Source organism: Nitratireductor mangrovi, from assembly GCF_007922615.2.
Lineage (GTDB): Bacteria > Pseudomonadota > Alphaproteobacteria > Rhizobiales > Rhizobiaceae > Mangrovimarina > Mangrovimarina mangrovi.
Map to the genome: position 1 here is coordinate 3,324,637 of NZ_CP042301.2, position 19,804 is coordinate 3,344,440.

The 19,804-nt window shown below is 66.9% G+C and carries 21 protein-coding genes and 1 riboswitch; of the genes, 9 read left to right on the forward strand and 12 right to left on the reverse strand.

The features are described from left to right. Nucleotides 1-8 precede the first annotated feature (8 nt). Nucleotides 9-716 carry an HAD family hydrolase gene (locus FQ775_RS16170; RefSeq protein ID WP_146301631.1) on the forward strand — a complete coding sequence of 236 codons (708 nt, stop codon included), beginning with the start codon at nt 9-11 and terminating at the stop codon, nt 714-716. A gap of 3 nt (nt 717-719) precedes the next feature. Here FQ775_RS16170 and FQ775_RS16175 read toward each other — a convergent pair whose 3' ends face one another. After that, nucleotides 720-1,241 (reverse strand): gamma-glutamylcyclotransferase, encoded by a 522-nt coding sequence (locus FQ775_RS16175; RefSeq protein ID WP_146301632.1) that lies wholly within the window; start codon nt 1,239-1,241, stop codon nt 720-722. A gap of 96 nt (nt 1,242-1,337) precedes the next feature. On the opposite strand from FQ775_RS16175, the gene FQ775_RS16180 reads away from it, so the two are divergent. Next, entirely contained in the window at nt 1,338-2,297 is a 960-nt protein-coding gene (locus FQ775_RS16180) for a DUF2125 domain-containing protein (protein ID WP_146301633.1), read from the forward strand. 18 nt (nt 2,298-2,315) lie between these two features. Here the strand turns inward: FQ775_RS16180 and FQ775_RS16185 are convergent, their stop codons facing one another. Both FQ775_RS16185 and hisC read right to left on the reverse strand, forming a co-directional pair. After that, nucleotides 2,316-3,251 carry a prephenate/arogenate dehydrogenase family protein gene (locus tag FQ775_RS16185; protein ID WP_206064768.1) on the reverse strand — a complete coding sequence of 312 codons (936 nt, stop codon included), beginning with the start codon at nt 3,249-3,251 and terminating at the stop codon, nt 2,316-2,318. Between the two features lie 3 nt (nt 3,252-3,254). Next, a complete protein-coding gene (hisC, locus tag FQ775_RS16190) occupies nt 3,255-4,355 on the reverse strand; it encodes a histidinol-phosphate transaminase (protein WP_146301635.1) in 1,101 nt (366 codons plus the stop codon). A gap of 87 nt (nt 4,356-4,442) precedes the next feature. After that, nucleotides 4,443-4,520, forward strand: a riboswitch (SAM riboswitch). Nucleotides 4,521-4,588: 68 nt separating this feature from the next. On the opposite strand from hisC, the gene metX reads away from it, so the two are divergent. Both metX and metW read left to right on the forward strand, forming a co-directional pair. Beyond that, nucleotides 4,589-5,770, forward strand: coding sequence for a homoserine O-acetyltransferase MetX (metX, locus tag FQ775_RS16195; protein WP_146301636.1), 1,182 nt, complete (start codon nt 4,589-4,591; stop codon nt 5,768-5,770). After that, complete coding sequence (gene metW / locus FQ775_RS16200) at nt 5,767-6,381, forward strand: methionine biosynthesis protein MetW (RefSeq protein WP_146301637.1); 615 nt, start codon at nt 5,767-5,769, stop codon at nt 6,379-6,381. Before metX ends, metW begins: the two co-directional genes overlap by 4 nt. 6 nt (nt 6,382-6,387) lie before the next feature. Here metW and FQ775_RS16205 read toward each other — a convergent pair whose 3' ends face one another. The 3 genes from FQ775_RS16205 to FQ775_RS16215 form a co-directional block, all read right to left on the reverse strand. Further along, complete coding sequence (locus FQ775_RS16205) at nt 6,388-6,588, reverse strand: hypothetical protein (protein WP_146301638.1); 201 nt, start codon at nt 6,586-6,588, stop codon at nt 6,388-6,390. A gap of 73 nt (nt 6,589-6,661) precedes the next feature. Beyond that, entirely contained in the window at nt 6,662-7,735 is a 1,074-nt protein-coding gene (locus FQ775_RS16210) for an NAD(P)H-dependent flavin oxidoreductase (RefSeq protein ID WP_146301639.1), read from the reverse strand. A gap of 25 nt (nt 7,736-7,760) precedes the next feature. After that, entirely contained in the window at nt 7,761-8,516 is a 756-nt protein-coding gene (locus FQ775_RS16215) for a class I SAM-dependent methyltransferase (protein WP_146301640.1), read from the reverse strand. 106 nt (nt 8,517-8,622) lie between these two features. Between FQ775_RS16215 and gloB the strand changes: the two genes are divergently transcribed. Then, on the forward strand, nt 8,623-9,390 hold the full coding sequence (gene gloB, locus FQ775_RS16220) for a hydroxyacylglutathione hydrolase (protein ID WP_146301641.1): 768 nt from the start codon (nt 8,623-8,625) through the stop codon (nt 9,388-9,390). A gap of 4 nt (nt 9,391-9,394) precedes the next feature. Here gloB and FQ775_RS16225 read toward each other — a convergent pair whose 3' ends face one another. The 3 genes from FQ775_RS16225 to FQ775_RS16235 form a co-directional block, all read right to left on the reverse strand. Continuing rightward, complete coding sequence (locus tag FQ775_RS16225) at nt 9,395-10,063, reverse strand: lysoplasmalogenase family protein (protein WP_146301642.1); 669 nt, start codon at nt 10,061-10,063, stop codon at nt 9,395-9,397. Beyond that, nucleotides 10,060-10,950, reverse strand: a complete 891-nt coding sequence (yddG, locus tag FQ775_RS16230; RefSeq protein WP_146301643.1) for an aromatic amino acid exporter YddG — start codon at nt 10,948-10,950, stop codon at nt 10,060-10,062. Before yddG ends, FQ775_RS16225 begins: the two co-directional genes overlap by 4 nt. A 159-nt stretch (nt 10,951-11,109) precedes the next feature. Next, complete coding sequence (locus FQ775_RS16235; protein ID WP_167813018.1) at nt 11,110-11,898, reverse strand: DUF3108 domain-containing protein; 789 nt, start codon at nt 11,896-11,898, stop codon at nt 11,110-11,112. 276 nt (nt 11,899-12,174) lie between these two features. Between FQ775_RS16235 and rpmB the strand changes: the two genes are divergently transcribed. From rpmB to FQ775_RS16255, 4 genes are all read left to right on the forward strand, one after another. Beyond that, nucleotides 12,175-12,471 (forward strand): 50S ribosomal protein L28, encoded by a 297-nt coding sequence (gene rpmB, locus FQ775_RS16240; protein WP_146301645.1) that lies wholly within the window; start codon nt 12,175-12,177, stop codon nt 12,469-12,471. A gap of 87 nt (nt 12,472-12,558) precedes the next feature. After that, nucleotides 12,559-13,191 carry a queuosine precursor transporter gene (locus tag FQ775_RS16245; protein ID WP_146301646.1) on the forward strand — a complete coding sequence of 211 codons (633 nt, stop codon included), beginning with the start codon at nt 12,559-12,561 and terminating at the stop codon, nt 13,189-13,191. A gap of 1,190 nt (nt 13,192-14,381) precedes the next feature. Then, entirely contained in the window at nt 14,382-14,984 is a 603-nt protein-coding gene (locus tag FQ775_RS16250; RefSeq protein ID WP_146298439.1) for a TetR/AcrR family transcriptional regulator, read from the forward strand. Then, nucleotides 14,981-15,598, forward strand: coding sequence for a pyridoxamine 5'-phosphate oxidase family protein (locus FQ775_RS16255; RefSeq protein WP_146298440.1), 618 nt, complete (start codon nt 14,981-14,983; stop codon nt 15,596-15,598). The genes FQ775_RS16250 and FQ775_RS16255 overlap by 4 nt, the downstream gene beginning before the upstream one ends. A 257-nt stretch (nt 15,599-15,855) precedes the next feature. On the opposite strand, the gene FQ775_RS16260 is transcribed toward FQ775_RS16255, so the two are convergent. Genes FQ775_RS16260 through cobS form a run of 3 tightly spaced genes read right to left on the reverse strand, consistent with a single transcriptional unit; the run spans nt 15,856 to nt 19,780 of the window. Further along, nucleotides 15,856-16,872: an esterase-like activity of phytase family protein gene (locus FQ775_RS16260; protein WP_146298441.1), complete on the reverse strand. Its 1,017-nt coding sequence runs from the start codon at nt 16,870-16,872 to the stop codon at nt 15,856-15,858. 5 nt (nt 16,873-16,877) lie between these two features. Further along, nucleotides 16,878-18,782, reverse strand: coding sequence for a cobaltochelatase subunit CobT (gene cobT / locus FQ775_RS16265; RefSeq protein WP_146298442.1), 1,905 nt, complete (start codon nt 18,780-18,782; stop codon nt 16,878-16,880). An 11-nt stretch (nt 18,783-18,793) separates the two neighbouring features. Next, nucleotides 18,794-19,780: a cobaltochelatase subunit CobS gene (cobS, locus tag FQ775_RS16270; RefSeq protein ID WP_146298443.1), complete on the reverse strand. Its 987-nt coding sequence runs from the start codon at nt 19,778-19,780 to the stop codon at nt 18,794-18,796. Nucleotides 19,781-19,804: the final 24 nt, after the last annotated feature.

Sequence of the window (19,804 nt, forward strand, 5' to 3'; positions counted from 1 at the left end):
AAGAGTCCATGGCCGGCGAACGCCTGCTGACCACGATCGGGTTCGACGCCGACGACACGCTTTGGCAGAACGAGCAGTTCTTCCGGCTGACCGAAAAGCGCTTTGCCGAACTTCTCGGCGACCACGCCGAGCCCGGCCATTTGTCGGAGCGGCTGCTGGAGGCGGAGAAGCGCAATCTCGGCGTTTACGGTTTCGGCATCAAGGGGTTCACACTCTCGATGATCGAGACGGCGCTCGAAGTCACCGGCGGCCGCGTGCCCGGCGAGGTCGTCAGCCAGATTCTCGCCGCCGGTCGCGAGATGCTCGCGCATCCGGTGGAGACGCTGCCGCATGTGCAGGAGACGCTCGAGCGGCTGGCGCCCACTCACCGCATCGTGCTCATCACCAAGGGTGACCTCTTCGACCAGGAGCGCAAGCTGGCCCAGTCCGGGCTCGGCGACTTCTTCGCCGCGGTCGAGATCGTCAGCGACAAGCAGCCGGAGACCTACCAGCGCATCTTCGCCAGCACCGGCGACGGTCCGCAACGCGCCATGATGGTCGGCAATTCGCTGAAGTCGGATGTGGTGCCGGCGATCGCCGCCGGCAGCTGGGGCGTACATGTGCCGCACGAACTGACCTGGGTGCTGGAGCATGTCGACGCACCCGTCGGCGAAGCCCGCTTCCGCCAGATCGGCACGCTGGCCGAACTGCCTGCGCTGGTCGAGGCGATCGGCTGACGCTCAGGCCGCCTTCACCCGACGCGCCACGTCCTCCAGCCAATGGTCGCGGATGCCGAGCGCCGCCAGATGCTCGACCGTGTTGAGCACATACTCCTCGTTGCGGCCGGACTGCCCCACCGCACCGATCACGGCTTCCGCTGCATGGCCCGCGTCGAGCCGCCCGGCATATTGCTCATGGCCGCGGTCGACGACATAGGACAGCCCCTCGACCCGTTCACCATGGTCGAGCGTGATCGGCAGGATGCGCTCCACATAGACATTGGTGACGAGTTCGCGCTGACGCAGATAGGCCACCACCTCCTCGCGCAGGTCTCCGGGCACCCGGAAGGCAAGCCCGACGCACGAGCCGCCGCGGTCGAGACCGAGTACCAGTCCCGGACGTTCGGGCGTGCCACGATGCACGTAAGAGCGCACGCAGAGCGCTCGCCGGAAACCGTGCAGGCGCGCGCGGCGGGTCTCGACATGGGCGAAACCCGGCCGCCAGATCAGCGATCCATAGCCAAACACCCAAAAATCGCCCATATCGCCTTGCCAGTCTGAGGAGGTCGCCGGCAGGACCGGCCGGCGGCAAGGGTTAACGAGGCCAACCACGTGTCGTCAAGCAAGCCACCGTCGAGAATGAGCCGTCGCTTTGTCTGGCTGGCCATCGCCATCATCGCGGCAACTGCGCTCTATACGGCCGGCTGGTTCTACGCCGCCGGCCGCCTGGAAGCGGCGACCGACGCAGCCATCGCCCGCATCACCTCCGATGGCGGGCGCGCCGGCTGCGCGAACCGCACCGCGCGCGGCTATCCCTTCCGCATCGGGCTGTTCTGCGACGAGGTTGCGCTTGACGACCGCGACGATCGCTTCAACTTCAGGGCCGATGGCTTGCGCAGCGCAGCCCAGATCTACAATCCGACCCACATTGTCGGGGAGCTGGACGAAGCATGGTTCGACCTCTTCGCGTCGCCGACGCCATATGGAGTTCATTTCGAGGGCATTCGCTTCAGCACCCGCATTGCCAATCCCCTGCCGGAACGGATTTCGGTCACTTCGGGCCCGATCAGCGTCGACGAGAACCCGCTGAGCCGCGGGCTGCTGATCGTGTTCAGCGCCAACGGCGGCGAGACCCATCTGCGCCGCAACGGCGATGACATCGACATCGCGATGTCCGGCGAAGGCATATCGGCACGCGCGATCAATCGACAGATCGACGTCGAACGCTTCCTGGCCGACCTGACCATCGACGACGGGGTGCGGCTTGCCGCCGAGCCCCCGAAAAGCTTGCGCGGCCTGAGCGTAACGCTGCGCGACGTTTCGGTGATGCTTGCAGGTGACGCGCGCGTCGCGGTGAGCGGCCCGATCGCGGTCGACAGCGAGGGACTGGTCAACGCGAAACTGCAACTCACCGCGCACAAGCCTCGCGAAATCGCCGCCTTCCTCGCCGATCTGATGCCCGAACAGCGCGGCCAGGTCACATCGGTGGCGGCGGGCCTCGCGGCCCTTGGCGAGACACCGAGCCTGCCGCTCACCATCGTCAAGGGTCAGGCCCGCCTGGCCTTCGTCACCCTCGGCGACATCCCGCCGCTGAGGTAGGCGGGTGCCCGACCGAAGCTACGGCTTCGGCGGATGCGCGACGACGTGGCGGCCGAAATCCGGCACGTCGATTTCCTGACCGGCCTCGATGATCGACTTGCGCACCGCGCGCGTACGCGTGAAGAGGTCGAACAGCTTTTCGCCGTCACCCCAGCGCACGGCGCGCTGCAGCGCCGAGAGGTCTTCGGAAAACCGCGCCAGCATCTCCAGGATGGCGTCGCGATTGTGCAGGCAGACGTCACGCCACATGGTCGGATCGGACGCGGCGAGCCGGGTGAAATCGCGAAAGCCCGAGGCGGAATATTTGATCACCTCGGACTTGGTCACCGCTTCGAGGTCGTCGGCGGTGCCGACGATGTTGTAGGCGATGATGTGCGGCAGGTGCGAGACGATGGCCAGCACCATGTCGTGGTGCTGCGGATCCATCACGTCGACCTTGGAACCGCAGGCCTCCCAGAACCGGGTCAGGCTGCTGATCGCCTCCGCGTCGGTGCCGGGCAGCGGCGTGAGGATACACCAGCGCCCGTCGAACAGGTCGGCAAAGCCGGCGTCCGGACCGGAATGCTCGGTGCCGGCGATCGGATGGCCGGGGATGAAGTGGACATTGCCCGGAAGCTCGGGCTGCATCTGCGTAATCACCGAGCCCTTGGTCGAGCCGACATCGGTGACGATCGCGCCCGGCTTCAGCGCCGGCCCGATGGTCTGTGCCACCGCGCCGGACGCACCGACCGGTACCGACACGATGACCAGATCAGCTCCCGCGACCGCCACAGCGGCGTCGGCATGATATTCGTCGCCAAGCCCGAGCTCTTCGGCGCGCTTCAGCGTTTCCGCCGAGCGTGTCGCGATGGCGATGCGGCCGGCCAGTCCGCCGCGTCGCATCGCATGGGCGAGCGACGAACCGATGAGGCCGATGCCCACCAGGGCAACGCGTTCAAACATCGGGCCAGCCATCTTTCAGTCTTTCAGAAAGTCCGCGAGGGCGGCAACCACGCCTCGGTTCGCCTCCTCGGTGCCAACCGTCATGCGCAACGCGTTAGGAAACCCGTAGCCGGCGACGCGCCGCAGGATATAGCCGCGCGCGGTCAGATAGTCGTCGGCGAGCGCCGCCGAATGCCTTTCGTCGGGAAAGTGGATCAGCACAAAGTTGCCGATGCTCGGCGTCACGCGGAGGCCGAGCTTCGTAAGTTCCCGCGTCAGCCACGACAGCCATTGCTCGTTGTGCTCGACCGACTTCGCGACGTGCTCGCGGTCGCGGACCGCAGCCACCCCGGCCTCGATCGCCGCGGCGTTGACGTTGAACGGCCCGCGCGTGCGGTTGAGCGCCGCAATCACATGCGCCGGCCCGTAGAGCCAGCCGATCCTGAGTCCGCCAAGGCCGTGCGCCTTGGAGAAGGTGCGTGTCATGACGACGTTCTCGAACGATGAGACGAGCTCGATGCCGGCCTCGTAGTCGTTGCGGCGCACGTATTCGGCATAGGCCGCGTCGAGCACTAGGAGCACGTTCTTGGGCAGACCGGCATGCAGGCGGCGCACCTCTTCGAACGGGACGTATGTGCCGGTCGGATTGTTGGGGTTGGCAAGGAAGACGATCTTCGTCTTTTCGGTCACCGCCGCCAGGATGGCGTCGACATCGGCGGTTTCGTCCTTTTCCCTGACCGACACCGGGACCGCGCTCGCCGCCTGGATGTAGATCTTGTAAACGAGGAAGCCGTGCTCCGTGAAAATCGCCTCGTCGCCGGGACGCAGATAGGCCTGGGCGAGGAGGCCAAGCGCCTCGTCCGAGCCGTTGGTGCAGATCAGGTTCGCCGGGTTGAGTCCATGCACCTCGCCGATCGCCTCGCGCAACCTGCTCGCCGCGCCATCGGGATAGAACTCCAGCGCCGCCGCCACGTTGCGCACTGCCTCCACCGCCTTTGGCGACGCGCCAAGCGGGTTTTCGTTCGAGGACAGCTTGAACACCTTCGCGACACCCGCCGGCGCTTCACTCTTGCCGGGAACATAGGCGGCGATGTCCATCACACCGGGTTTCGGCTCGGGACGCACGGGCTGGGTCATCGCTGGGGTTCCTGTCGCGGAAGTGAGAAAAGGCGGCTTGCTCTAGCAAAGCTTTGACGTTGACGCAAAGGCCGCTGCGGGATAAGTACCGGCCTCCGTGGTGATTTGGCCGGTCGGCTTGCAGCCACGTTAAACAAGTCGCTAAAGGGCCGTTTGGATTGATCAACCGGCTTTGCCAGCGCGCAATTGCCGGTTTTTTGCTGCCTGCGGCAAAGTCCGGCCGAGGTAGGAAGATGGCGGCACGACGTGCCCGAAACGACACGGCCTCGAACCAGGCCAACGAACCGTCGAGCCAGGTGCTGAAGCTCGGCGAAGACCGGCCGCTGCGGCTCGATTCCGGCAAGACGCTCACACCGTTCCAGATCGCTTACGAAACCTACGGCACACTCAACGAGGCGCGCTCCAACGCCATCCTGATCTGCCATGCCCTGACCGGCGACCAGTATGTCGCCAGCCGCAACCCCGTGACCGGCAAGCCGGGCTGGTGGGAACTGATGGTCGGGCCGGGCCGGGTGGTCGACACCGATCGCTTCTTCGTCATCTGCTCCAACGTCGTCGGCGGCTGTCTGGGTTCGACCGGACCGGCCTCGATCAATCCGGACACCGGGCGCGCCTACGGTCTCGACCTGCCCGTCATCACCATCGCCGATATGGTGCGTGCGCAGGTGATGCTGATCGACCATTTCGGCATCGATCGCCTGTTTTCCGTCATCGGTGGCTCGATGGGCGGCATGCAGGTGCTGGAATGGGCGGCGAGCTATCCCGAGCGCGTCTTCACCGCCCTGCCGATAGCCGCCGGCGCACGGCATTCGGCGCAGAACATCGCCTTTCACGAGGTCGGCCGCCAGGCGGTGATGGCCGATCCCGACTGGTGCGGCGGCCGCTACATCGAGGAAGGCCGGCGACCCGAGAAGGGGCTAGCCGTGGCACGAATGGCCGCCCACATCACCTATCTGTCGGAGACGGCGCTGCACCGGAAATTCGGGCGCAACCTGCAGGACCGCGAGAACCTCACCTTCGGTTTCGACGCCGACTTCCAGATCGAGAGCTATCTGCGCCACCAGGGCATGACCTTCGTCGACCGCTTCGACGCCAATTCCTATCTCTACATGACCCGGGCGATGGACTATTTCGACCTCGCAACCGACCGCGGAGGGCTCCTGGCCGACGCCTTCGCCAATTCGCCGACCCGTTTTTGCGTCGTCTCCTTTACCTCCGACTGGCTTTTCCCGACCGCGGAAAGCCGCATGGTGGTGCGGGCGCTGAATGCCGCCGGCGCGTCGGTCTCCTTCGTCGAGATCGAGACCGACCGCGGCCACGATGCCTTCCTGCTCGACGAGCCCGAGCTGTTCGCCGCCGTCCGCGGCTTTCTCGATTCCGCGGCGCGGGCCCGTGGTCTGGAGCCGGTCCTGTGAGCGTCAACAACGAAGCCCGCGTCGACCTGCGCATGGTTGCGGGCCTGATCGACCCGCGCGCCCGTGTCCTCGATGTCGGCTGCGGCGACGGCGAATTGCTGGAACTGCTTGCGCGCGAGAAGCAGGTCGACGGACGTGGCATCGAGATCTCGCAGCGCGGTGTCAACGAATGTGTGGCGCGGGGCCTGTCGGTGATCCAGGGCGATGCCGACACCGATCTCGGCTACTACCCCGACAAGGGCTTCGACTACGTCATCCTGTCGCAAACCCTGCAGGCGACCTACAACCCGAAGGAAGTGCTGGCGCAGCTATTGCGGATTGGTGATCGCGCCATCGTCTCGTTCCCCAATTTCGGGCACTGGCGCGTGCGCTTCTCGCTGCTGTTGCGCGGCCGCATGCCGGTGACCCCGGACCTGCCTCACAGCTGGTACGACACGCCCAACATCCATTTCTGCACCATCCGCGACTTCGTCAATCTTTGCGACGAGATCGGCGCCACGGTGGAAAGCGCGACCGCACTCAACGCCTATGGTCAGAAGATCGGCGTCTCGATGCCATGGTGGTTCTGGAACTTCTTCGGCCAGCAGGCGGTGTTCCTGCTGAGGCGGTGACCGCCGCTATGCGGCCTCGGCGTCGCGCTCCTTCTCGAGCCCTTCGAAGAACCAGGAAAGCTCCTGGACGCACTCGGCCATCAGGTCGAGGTCGACCGGGCCGATCCTGGCCAGGCAGACGTCGAGATCATCGACATCCACCCCTTCGGCGACAAGTTCCAGGATGAACTTCGTCAGTTGGTGCTTGTCGTCGAGGCGTCCGTCCACAGCCGCAGTCCAGATGTAAATGCGGACATTTTGACGCGGTTATGGTTAGCGGAGTCTTAACTCGGGCTCTCGTTCAGCCGCGGCCGGCCAGGAGACGGGCCGCCTCGTCCACAATATCGCGCGTGAGGTCGCCGGCCGGGATGGCCCTACCGAGGGCTGCGGCCTGTCCGGCCCAGAGCGGCGAAAAATCGCTCGTACCCGCCGCCTCGCCCTTGGACCTGAGGGGGGCCACCGCCGCCACGGCGAGCGGAAAGGCAGGCGCGTCGGCGCTCATCGGCCCGACTTCCAAGACGATGCGGTTCAAGAGCCCACGCGCAGGACGCCCCGTAAAGACATTGGTGAGTACCGTGCGGTCGTCGCGCGCTTCGGCAAGGGCCGCGCGGTGTCCGGCTCCGGTCAGCGCCTCGGGCGTCTGCAGATAGGCGGTTCCGATCTGGACCGCCGCCGCACCGAGCATGAAGGCGGCCGCCATGCCGCGCCCGTCCGCGATGCCGCCAGCAGCGATCACCGGCACCGAAACGGCGTCGACCATCTGCGGCACCAGCGCCATGGTGCCGGGCTGCGTGCTGATGTCATCGTTGAGGAAGATGCCGCGATGGCCGCCCGCTTCCGCGCCTTGTGCGATGATCGCGTCGCAGCCGCGCTGCTCGAGCAGGACCGCTTCCGCCACCGTCGTTGCCGAGGCGATCACCCGGGCCCCGGCCGCCTTGACGCGCACCAGCAACTCCGCCTCGGGCAGGCCGAAGTGGAAACTCACCACCTCCGGCCGCAATTCCTCGACCAGAGCGCAGCTCTCCTCGCTGAACGGATTGCGGCCGGGCCCGGAAGGAATGGTCCCCGGATCGATGCCGAATTCTTCGTAATAGCCGGCAAGCCGCCGGCGCCAGGCAGATTCCCGAGCCGGATCGGCCTCGGGCGGCGTGTGGCAGAAGAAATTGAGATTCACCGGCCTGTTCGTTCGTTGCCGGATGATGCCGATCTCGTTGCGGATCTGCCCCGCGCCGAGCATGGCGCAGGGCAGCGAGCCCAGACCGCCCGCCTCGCAGACCGCGATCGCGAGTTCGGATCCCGAAGAGCCAGCCATCGGCGCTTGCAGAATGGGACGCTCGATCGAAAACAGGTCGAGGATGCGTCGGTCCGGCCACATGGCAGGCTCCTTTCGCTACAGGCGCTCAGGGCGCGGTTTCGGGATCGTGCAGGGTGCGTGTGGCGCCTTGCGGCGAAAGCACGGGCACGAAAACGCGGCGCGAAGCACGCTGGGCCACCGGCAGGCCCTGATAGAGACGCTTTTGCGCCTCCACGATCAGGACGCCGCAGAAGATCGGCCACAAGCGCCGGCCGGTGTTTTCGATCAACCGGTGAAACCGCAGCATCCAGCGCTTGCGCGACGGCGGAAAAAAAAGCGCCTCGCTCCACGGGCCGGGGGTGAAGTTGGTTTCGCGCAACAGCGTCGTGAGCTGGCTGCGTGACCACGGTCGACCGGTACCGAAAGGCGTGTGTTCGAAGCGAGCCCAGACCCCACGCCGGTTGGGCACCACGATCACCAGCCGGCCGCCCGGCGCCAGCACCCGCCACAGCTCCATCAGCGTCTCGCGCGGATTCTCGGCATGTTCGAGCGAATGGACCATCAGGATGCGGTCGATCGAGGAATCGAACAGCGGCAGTTCCTCGTCGAACACCAATGCGGTTGCCGACGGAGCGTTGGGTGGCCAGGCCACCGCGCCTTGCGCCGCCGGCATGAAGGCGAACACCCGCTCGGCGTCGGCCCCGAAGCGCTCCAGCCAGGGTACCGCATAGCCAAGTCCGATCAGCCGCTCGTTGGGGATCTTCGCCCACACGCTCGAAAGCGCCATGGTGATGGAACGCTCCGCCAGCCGCCCGAGGACGGAAGCATAGAAGGCGCGCAGGTCGACAATATCCAGATACATGGCGCGAACGGTATCCGCGCGAGGGATGCCTCGCAAGAATATCGCGGCGGGGGTGACAACGACGCCGGCGGCGGCCTATCGTCCCGCCACCGAAGGAGCAGACCAAATGACCCTGGCGATCGAGCAATTCATGTGCCGCAGCGACAATTTCGGCGTGCTGGCGCACGACCCCCAAAGTGGCGAGACGGCGGTGATCGATGCGCCTGAAACGGCACCGATCCTCGCGGCAATCGAACGCACCGGCTGGAGGCCGACCCTGCTGCTGGTCACCCATCATCATGGCGATCATGTCGAGGGCAATCTGGCGCTGAAGGAAAAGTTCGGTCTGAAGATCGTCGGGCCGGAAGCAGAGGCAGCGAAGATTCCCGGCATCGACGATACGGTGAAGGACGGCGACAGCTTCGCTTTCGGTGGCGAGACGGTCGAGGTGATCGCCACGCCCGGGCACACCGCAGGCCATGTCTGCTATCATTTCCCGCAATCACATGTCGCGTTCACCGGCGATACGCTGTTCGCACTCGGCTGTGGGCGGCTGTTCGAGGCCAAGCCGCCAGCCATGCATGCCTCGCTGACAAAGCTCGCCGCGCTGCCGCTCGAGACGACGATCTATTGCGGGCACGAATATACCGAGGCCAATGCCCGCTTCGCGCTTTCCGTCGACCCGACCAATTCGGCGCTGAAGGAGCGCGCGGCGGAGATCGTGAAACTGCGCGCCGACGGCAAGCCGACCTTGCCGACAACGATGATGCTCGAAATGGCGACCAATCCGTTCCTGCGCGCGCACGACCCGGTCATCCGGCGCAATCTCGGCATGGAGGATGCGAGCGACGAGGCCGTGTTTGCCGAGATCCGCAAGCGCAAGGACATCTTCTGACGCATCACGCCAAGAGCACGCCGAGCGTGATGGTGACCTGCGCGGCATAATAGAGCACCCAGACCGCCGGGCGTGTCCAGACAAGCTCAGGCGACTCCCGGGAAAGCAGGAAGGTCTCGACGGCCAGGATGGCATCGGAAGCCATGAACAGGACCGCACCGGCGATCACCGCCGGCGCCGGCAGGCCGAGCGCGCTGAGCCCCATGGCGAGGATCGCGGCGACATAGGCCACGACCGGCATGGTCATCGTCGCAGGCAGGGCCGGGCGAAGGCGGTGGAACATGCCGACAGCAAACAGGACCATGAGGGCACCGGCAGCAAGCCGCAACGGGGTGCCGAAAAGCAGCGCAAGGCTGCCGGCCGAGAGGAACAGCGCAGCATAGGCGAGATGCGCTGCGAGAAAGCTCGCCAGCCCGGCCAGGAAAGGCCTTTCACCGTCCTGGGCGAGGAAGGCGTCGCCCGCCGCACTCAGCGCCAGCGCGACAATCAGCAACCATGGCCCGCCCTCGGCCGCGGCCAGTACCGCCAGCAGCGCGACCGCGGCGGTCTTGGCCACGGTGCGGCGCCAGGACGGCGCACCGGCGACCATGAACAGGTAGAGAAATGCTGCGACGAGCGAGAGCAGCAGCGTCCCGTTCGCTGTCGCTGCAAGGCCGCCCGGAAACGGCATCATGGCTCGACCGCCACGGCCGGCGCCTTGCGGCGCCAGATCATGTTCTTTGCCGCAAGAGCCGCACCCGCCGTGATCAGCAGGCAAGCGGCGAGGATGTTGAGTGTCGGCTCGGCAAAGCCGAAGGCGATCAGGACCAGGGTCGAAAGCAGCGGCGCGGCGTAGCTCGCGGCCCCCAGCACCTGGATGTTGCCGCGCTTGACGCCATGGTCCCAGGCATAGAAAGCGCCGCCGACCGGCATCAGCCCGAGACCGGCGACGGCAGCCCATTGCAGCCAGCCCGAAGGCCAGACTGTCTCTTCAAGCAGCAGGTGGCAGGCGAGCGACAGCACGGCGGTTGCGAGGCAGAACCAGGTGACGATGCTGGTCGCAACTGCCGGGAAGCGTCGCGACATCAGCGAATAGGAGGACCAGGTGAACGCGCACAGCACCGCCATGCCGTAGCCGAAGGCGTAGCGGCTCTCGAAGGCGAATCCCACGCCGCGCGTGACGATCAGCGCCGCGCCGGCAAGCCCCATCAGCGCGCCCACGACATGATGCCAGCCGAGTCGTTCGCCGGGCAGCATCGCCGAGCCGAGCACGATCAGAAGCGGCCACAGATAGGCAATCAGGCTCGCCTCGACGGCGGGCGCGTTGCGCAGCGCCGAAAAGTAGAAGAAGTGGTAGCCAAACAGGCCGGCGATGCCAACCACCCAGGCAAGCGGCGGGATCGGCGCCTGCGAGGCCGGCGATGCGCCCGCAAGCCTGGCCACGAAACCGAGGGCGGCGCCGATGGTGAAAGCCATCGCCGAAAGCTGGAAGGGCGGGACCCGGCCCGACGCGTCGGTGAAAAGCGCCAGCAGCGCCCACATCACCACCGCCGAAAAGCCGATCAGCGTCGCCCGCGCCATCAAGTCCCTCCATCGCCGCGGCTCCCTGCCCGGCGGTATCGCCCATACACCGACATGTGCGCCGGCGCCATGGTTGCGCTACAGGTTTCGGCTGGAACTCCCTCACCGGCCATCGCGCGACCACCCGCGAGCGGATTCGGCTTCGTTGCGCCGGCGGCGTCAGTCGAGGATTTCGAAGCGGCGGGTTTCGAGCGTGAGGGTGCCGACGGTCGTCGTCGCCGACGCCTCGACCGGAGCATAGACCCCGGACCGGCCGATCGGGGCGAAGGCGATCCTGATTTCGCTTTCGTCGCTGAAATAGCGCAGCGTTTCGCTGCCGGCCCGGTAGCCGGAGACCGGCACCAGCCGCGCCTTGCAGACGACCGTGTCGCCGTCATAGCCCCTTGCCGAAAGCCGGCCGCGGCCGGCCGGCGACAGGCGCAGATCGGCGCGCAGCACGCCGTCGAAGATGCCGATGGTGCGGCGGCAGACGTCGCGCGCATCGCCCGCCCTGACCAGCGTCGCGGCGATCGGGTCGACCACGCCGACCAGATCCGAGCCGCCGACGGCAACCCAGTCGGCCGGCTTCGCCCCGGACTCCGGCTGGTTGTCGAGCCTGTAGACGCGGCCGTCGCCGAAGGTGATTCTGGTCTGGCGGCGCTCGGCGCCCGAGGCGAGGTCGGCCAGATAGGCATCCGGCCTTGCCGTGCCGCGTTCGAAACGGCCGCGCGAGACGACAGTGCCCCTCGCGCGCTCGAAGAGCCTGGCCAGCGGCTCGCTCCTCAGCCGCCCCTCGATCTCGAACGTGTCGCGGCCGACCAGTGAGGAAATGTGCGATTGTGCGACGACGAGGTCGGAGAGCGTCACGACCTGCTCGATGCGCACGGCATGCAGCGCCTCGGCGCGCGCCGGCAGGCACGCCGCGAAGAGGGAGATCAGGACGAGAAGCGGGCGGAAAGGGGCATGCAAGGGACGGACTCCGGGCGCGAATTGCAGCGGTGGCGACTGTCCCCGTCCCCGCTTCTCCAAGAGCATATCCAAACCGCGCTGTGAATGGCCGACCGGCCGGGCTGGTAAATGCTTGGCAAATGCCGCCCGCCGCAGGCGGCGGCGCTTGACGCTGGCGGCAAATGCCACTATGGAACGCCGACTTTTTCCGAGAGGCCGCCTTGCAACGCCCGCGCGCCACATGATCCTGGTGCGGCTCGGGCGATTTGGCCGGCATCGAACCGAAGGTAGCAACCCATGTCCCGCGCTTGCGAACTGACCGCCAAGGCCGTGCTCTACGGCAACAATGTGAGCCACGCCAACAACAAGACGCGTCGCCGCTTCCTGCCCAATCTCGTCAATGTGACGCTGATGTCGGAATCGCTGGAGCGCAAGTTCCGCCTGCGCGTCTCGGCCAGCGCCCTGCGTTCGGTCGAGCATCGCGGCGGGCTCGACGCCTTCCTGCTCAAGGCCGACGCCTCCGACCTTTCGCCGCGCGCCCGCCTGCTCAAGAAGCAGGTCGCCAAGAAGGTCGCCGAGACCGCGACCGCCTGATCCTTCGCCATTTCGAGGCGGGGGACAGCCGCCTTTGCCGGGCGCCGCAATACGCGCCGGACTGGTTCCATCACCCAGGTTAAAAAAATGACCCTTTCCAGATCCGTCCTGCCTTTCGTTCTGGCGATGGCCGCCGTCGTCGCCGCCTCCAACTATCTGGTCCAGTTCCCGTTCGCCCATTTCGGGCTCGGCGAGCTTCTGACCTGGGGCGCCTTCACCTATCCGGTCGCCTTCCTTGTCAACGACCTGACCAACCGGCGCTTCGGCCCGGCGGCGGCACGAAAGGTCGTGCTGGCCGGCTTCGTGCTTGCGGTCTTTCTTTCGGTGTGGCTGGCCACGCCGCGCATCGCCATTGCTTCCGGCTCGGCGTTCCTGGCGGCACAACTGCTCGACATCCAGGTCTTCGACCGGCTGCGCGGCCAGGCCTGGTGGCGGGCGCCCTTCGTCTCGACGCTGATCGGCTCGGTGCTCGACACGCTGCTTTTCTTCGCCATCGCCTTTGCCGGCGCCTTCGGCTTCATCGACGCCGCCTTCGGCATGCAGGACGGCTCGCTGGCCTTCCCGGTCGCCTTCCTCGGCGCCTCGGTGCCGCTGTGGGTGTCGCTGGCCATCGGCGATTTCTGCGTCAAGATCCTTGTCGGTCTGGCGATGCTGGCGCCCTATGGCGCCCTGCTCGGCCTGCTGAAGCCGGCCGACGGCCTCGGCCGCGAAAGCGCGTAGGGCGCGAGCGCGCCTATCCTCCCCGGCGAAGCGGGGGGTGAGGAGGCAATAGCCGCAGGCGATCGATCGACAACGATTTGTCGATCGAAGCGACGAACGCCCGAAGCCCAAGCGGAGAGCCCGGACCGCCGGAGGCGGTGGAGGGGGGCGCAATAACATCCCCCATTGTGAGCGCGTCCTCGGCTGGAATTCTGTCCGGGCGAGAGAGAGGCCGGCGCAGATGGGCCGCTTTGAACATGCCCCCTCCACCACTTCGTGGTCCCCCTCCCCCGTAAACAGGGGAGGATTCGCGCCGCGCTTGCATCGCCCCTCCTTCGCCCATGCTTTTCTCCTTTCGCTCACGGCCGTGCGCTCGGCGGCCAATGTCGTCTTGATTCTGCATGGTGAGGATTTGCGGAGAGGCCGGTGCCCCTTCGCGCCCCCCTCTGTCGGCTTCGCCCGGCCGGGTCCCCGCTGCATTCGCAGCGTCCCGGCGCTCGCCGGCCTTCCATCGTGCCACCGGCACGACGGATTCGCTTCGCGAACCGGCTGCTCGCCCCCCACAGGTGGGGAGATTGGCCGTCCGCGCTCGCATCGCCTCTCCTTTGCACGAGCTCCATCATCGCCACGCCCGCGAAACGCGTCTGGCTTTTGACAAGGGGAAGACGGGCGGCCGTCCGGACGCTCATCTGGTAGTAGTGTGCGACCTCGCGGCCGCCCGCCCGGCGTGCTTGCCCGGATGTGCAGGTGCGCGTTGCTGGCCTTGTGGACCAGCACTCGCAAAGCCGATGGCCTCGCGACCGGAACCCTGTCGGCCCCGCACCTCACCCTGGGGCCCGGACCTGGGGGCTCATCGCCCAGCAACACCACCGTAGTGCTGCCGGTCCGGCGCCGGACGCCGCCCGGAGGCTCGGTGCGCATCCGTTTCCCGCGCGGCGATCGACCGGGATGATACGAGAAGGTGGATAGGGCGTGGATGAAAAGGGAGTGGTGAATAGCGAATAGTGAGTAGGAACGGGAGGTTGGGTCGGCAAGCGGTCGCGGACTGTCCAGCAGCCGAAGGAACATTGCCCGCAGCTGCGCTTCTCACCGCACGGGCGGGTAGATCGCACCGGCCGCCGAATGACATTTCCGTTACGGCCTTTATTTTACCGATCGTTCGGTATAATTAATGCCCGGCGTCAATTTGAAGACGGAAGCAGGAGCAAAGCATGGGCCGTCCACCCAGCATCGACGAGGACGAGGTCATCGCCAGGCTGGCGAAAGTGTTCAGCGATGTCGGTTATGACGGCGCCTCGCTGGCGCAGCTTGCCGAGGCTTCGGGCCTGAAGAAGGCGAGCCTCTACCACCGCTTTCCCGGCGGCAAGAAGCAGATGGCCGAGGACGTGCTGACGGCGGCGCTCGACTGGATCGCCGCCAACGTGCTCGCGCCGCTGGCCGGCGACGGCCCGCCGCGCGAGCGGATCGCGCTGGCGGCCGAAAATCTCGACACCTTCTACCGCGGCGGCCACCGCGCCTGCCTGCTCAACATGCTGTCCTCGCCGCGCAACGAGGACGGTCCGTTCGGCAAGGCCATCCGCGAGGCCTTCGAGGCGCTGCTCGCGGCGTTCGCCGGCGTCGCGCGGGCGGCCGGCGCGAGCGAGGCCGACGCCCGCGCCCGCGCCGAACGGGCGGTCGTGACGATGCAGGGCAGCCTGGTGCTGTCGCGCGGCATCGGCTCGACCGGGCCGTTCGGCCGCTTCCTCGACGAACTTCCCGACATCCTCGCCGCCGAGGCGGGGCCAGCCCGTTCCCGAAAGGTCCAGCAGCCATGACCGCACGCTACCGCCAGCAGCTTTTCACTCCCGCCGTGAAATCGGTGCAGGAGACCGCCGGCAGCCGCCGGGCCTATGCCCGCACCGAGGACGTGCCCGCGGACGCCGACCGGCTGGGCGGCCCCGAGGCGGCCTTCATCGCAGCACGCGATTCCTTCTACATGGCGACGATCTCGGCCAGCGGCTGGCCCTACCTGCAGCACCGGGGCGGGCCGCGCGGCTTCGTCAAGGTGCTGTCCGAACGCCGGCTCGGCTTCGCCGACTATCGCGGCAATCTGCAATATGTGAGCGTTGGCAACCTCGCCGACGACGCCCGCGCCGCCTTTTTCTTCATGGATTATGCCAACCGCGCCCGGCTCAAGCTCCTGGGCCGGGTGCGCAGCGTCGACCTGACGGCGGACGACGAGCTGCGCGCGAGCCTGAGCGACGACGGCTACGGCGCGGTGGTGGAGCGCGGGCTCGTGGTCGATATCGACGCCTTCGACTGGAACTGCCCGCAGCACATCGTCGAGCGTTTCACCATCGAGGAAATCACGCCGGCGATCGACCAGCTGAAGGGCCGCATCGCCGAACTCGAGGGCGAACTGGCGGCGCTGCGCGGCAAGGTCGCGTGAGGGGCCCACACCGCCACCCCCAGATTACGGCCGCGCAGAGCCTCTTTTGAGGGGAGGATGAGGGAGATGTTCGCGCTCCTTCGCGCACGCCCTGCGAAGGAAATGGCTGGTCCTTGCGCCCCCCTCCACCACTTCGTGGTCCCGGCCCTCCGCTTCGGCTCCGGGCGTTCGTCGCTTAGATCGACAAATCGTTGTCGATCGATCACCTTCGGCGACCGCGTCCTCACCCCCCGTAAACGGGGGAGGATCGCCCACCATCAATCCCCGTGCAGGCGGAATTCCAGGTAGAGATTGCGCTGCAGGATGGAGTGGTTGTCGTCGGAAATCAGCGACACCATGGTGGCGCCGTCGGCGCGGCGCCAGACGTCGAGGCCTTCCATGTTGTCGATCTGGTAGCCCATATTGGCTTCCAAGAGCACCGCGCCGTCGGCGCGATTGCCCTTGCGGATGGCGTCGCCGGCAATGCGCTTGAGCCGGATCGCCACCCCCCTGGCGACCGAATAGCTGCGTTCGAGCAGGAGGAGATCGCCGCCGGGCAGGAAGGCGCCGTCGGTGATGTCGAACCCGTCGCTGCGCGCCACGGTGAAGATGCCCTTCGTCGGACCCTCGATGACGGCGCCGAAAATGTCGCCCTTCTTGTCGAGGCTCTTTTCGGAGACGACGATGCGGGCCCCGGCATGGGCGCTGTCGGCGGGACTGTGGACGACGGTCTCGAAACCGCGGTTGCGGCGCAGTTCGTAGGCCGGCACGACGAAGTCGAGATCGCGCAGCGGGCCCTTCATGTCGTCGGGCGTCAGCCGGAACTCCGACAGCCGGTGCGCGCGCTCGAAGCCGACCGTGGCGATGCCGTCGCGGACCGCGAGGCCCTCGGCGTCGGTGGTCCATTTCTCGCCGATGATATCGCCATTGCCGTCGACCATCTGCTGCATGGAAAAATCGGCAACGCCGGAGGGCCGGCCTTCGGCATCACGCTCGATGGCGCCGAAGTACCAGAATCCGGTGTCGGTGACGCCGACGAAACGCGAACCCGGGTCGAGGAAGCGGAAACCGGAGAGCGCGCCGAAATCCCACGAGCCGGAATTGAGCTCGAGCCCGCCGACGAACTCCAGCGGCCCGAAACGGCTTTCGGTCGAGCCGAGCTGGAAATTGCGGATCGGCCGCGCGCTGACAGCGAATTTCTCGACCTTGGCCGGCTCGGCGCGTGCCGCCGGCGGCGGCGCAAGGAATGCGGCGGCAAGCCCGCAGGCGAGAAGGAAAAGGCGCCGCCCGGCCACCCGCGTCAGCTCGCCCGGCGCATCGGCCGCGCGGAACGGCGTTCGCCCTGGCCGGTCTCTTCCTCGAACAGCGAGGCGAGCTGCTCGGTCATGGCGCCGGCCAGTTCCTCGGCGTCGACGATGGTGACGGCGCGGCGGTAATAACGCGTCACGTCATGGCCAATGCCGATGGCGATCAGCTCGACCGGCGAGCGCATCTCGATCATCTCGATGACGGCGCGCAGATGGCGTTCGAGATAGTTGCCGGGATTGACCGACAGGGTGGAATCGTCGACCGGGGCGCCGTCGGAGATCATCATCAGGATGCGGCGCTGTTCGCGGCGGCCGATCAGGCGGTTGTGCGCCCACAGAAGCGCCTCGCCGTCGATGTTTTCCTTGAGCAGCCCCTCGCGCATCATCAGGCCGAGATTGCGCCGCGCCCGCCGCCACGGCGCGTCGGCCGACTTGTAGATGATGTGCCTGAGATCGTTGAGGCGGCCGGGATTGGCGGGCTTGCCGTCCTTGAGCCATTTCTCGCGCGCCTGGCCGCCCTTCCACGCCCGCGTGGTGAAGCCGAGGATCTCGACCGAGACGCCGCAGCGCTCGAGCGTGCGCGCCAGGATGTCGGCGCAGGTGGCCGCGACCGTGATCGGGCGGCCGCGCATGGAGCCGGAATTGTCGAGGAGCAGGGTGACGACGGTATCGCGGAAATTGGTGTCGCGCTCCTGCTTGAAGGAGAGCGGCTGCATGGGGTCGATGACCACACGGGTGAGCCGCGCGGTGTCGAGATAGCCCTCCTCGAGGTCGAAATCCCAGGAGCGGTTCTGCTGCGCCATCAGCCGCCGCTGCAGCCGGTTGGCGAGCCGGCCGACGACGCCCTGCAGGTTGGCGAGCTGCTTGTCGAGGAAGGCGCGCAGGCGCTCGAGCTCCTCCTCGTCGCACAATTCGTCGGCGCCGACGGTCTCGTCGAAGCCGCCGGTGAAGACCTTGTAGTCGAAATCGGGCGGCAGCTGGGTGAAGGGCAGGTCCGGCCGCTTGGCCTCGCCCGGCGTCTCGGCGTCGTCGGAATCCTCTTCCGAGACGTCCTCGGCGGTGGCGTCGGTCGATTCGCTCTCGCCGCTGTCCTGCTCGTCGTCGGAGGCTTCGGAATCGTCGGCCTGCGAATCGTCGCTGCCCTGCTCCTGTTCGGTGCCCTCCTCGCTCTGGTCCTCGCCCTCGGGCTGGTCGTCGCTGTCCTCGCTCTCCTGCGACTGCTCCTCGTCGCCGAGTTCCTCGGCCATGTCCATGGAGACCAGCATGTCGCGCACGGTGCGGGCGAAGGCGTTCTGGTCCTCGATGTTTTCGGCCAGCCGGGCGATGTCGCCGCCGGCCTTGTCCTCGACCCAGCCGCGCCAGAGATCGACCAGCTTGCGGCCGCTCTGCGGAATGGCGCTGCCGGTGAGCTTTTCGCGCACCAGCAGCGCAATCGCTTCCTCGACGGGGGCGTCGGCGATCTCGGTGACGGCGGCGAGGTTGGCCTTGAGGTACTTGTCCTCCAGCATGACGGCGAGATTGTCGGCGACGCCGGTCATGGCGCGGGCGCCGATCGCCTCGACCCGCGCCTGCTCGACGGCGTCGAACACGGCGCGCGCCTGCTTGCCGTCGGGGGCCAGCCGGGTGTGGACGCCGCGGTCGTGGCAGGCGCGGCGCAAGGCCATGGAATCGCCGAGCCCGCGGGTCACCGAGACGTCGTTGGCCGTCGGCCGCTTGGAAAGCTCCGGCAGCCTGGCCCGCTCGCCGGTCAGCGCCGGCTTGTCCTTGGCGAAGGAGACTTCGAGCTCGTTGTCGCCGGCGATCGCGCGCATGCACACCGAGACGGCGCGCTTGAAGGCTTCCGCCTCGCTTGCCGTCCTCGGCTTGCCGCCGCGCTGGTTGTCGCCCGGACCCGCCATCGCTTGCCGCGTCAGCCCAGGACCACGTTGGCCGCCGATTCCTTCAGTTCCTCGCCGAAGGCGCGCTGGTAGAACTCGGCCACCAGGGCGCGTTCGAGCTCGTCGCACTTGTTGAGGAAGGTGAGCCGGAAGGCGTGGCCGACATTGCCGAAGATCTCGGCGTTCTCGGCCCAGGTGATGACGGTGCGCGGGCTCATCACGGTGGCGAGGTCGCCGTTCATGAAGGCCGAGCGCGTCATGTCGGCGACCCGCACCATCTTGTTGACGATGTCGCGGCCCTTGTCGTTGCGGTAGTGCTTGGCCTTGGCCAGCACGATGTCGACCTCGTTGTCGTGCGGCAGGTAGTTGAGCGTGGTGACGATCGACCAGCGGTCCATCTGCGCCTGGTTGATCTGCTGGGTGCCGTGATAGAGCCCGGTGGTGTCGCCCAGGCCGACCGTGTTGGCGGTGGCGAAGAGGCGGAAGGCCGGATGCGGGCGGATGACGCGGCTCTGGTCGAGCAGGGTCAGCCGGCCGGACGATTCCAGCACGCGCTGGATGACGAACATGACGTCGGGGCGGCCGGCATCATATTCGTCGAAACAAAGCGCGACATTGTGCTGGTAGGCCCAGGGCAGGATGCCGTCGCGGAACTCGGTGACCTGCTTGCCTTCCTTGACCACGATGGCGTCCTTGCCGACGAGGTCGATGCGGCTGACATGGCTGTCGAGATTGACGCGCACGCAGGGCCAGTTGAGCCGGGCGGCGACCTGCTCGATATGGGTCGACTTGCCGGTCCCGTGATAGCCGGAAATCATCACGCGGCGGTTGAAGGCGAAGCCTGCGAGGATGGCGAGCGTGGTGTCGTGGTCGAACAGATAGTCCGGATCGATGTCCGGCACGTGCGGGTCGGCCACCGAATAGGCCGGCACCACCATGTCGGAATCGAACCCGAAGGTGTCCTTCACCGAGACGGTGGTGTCAGGGAGATTGGCGATATCGCGGTCGATCTTGTTCATCATGCCTCCAGCGCGCCGCAGTCG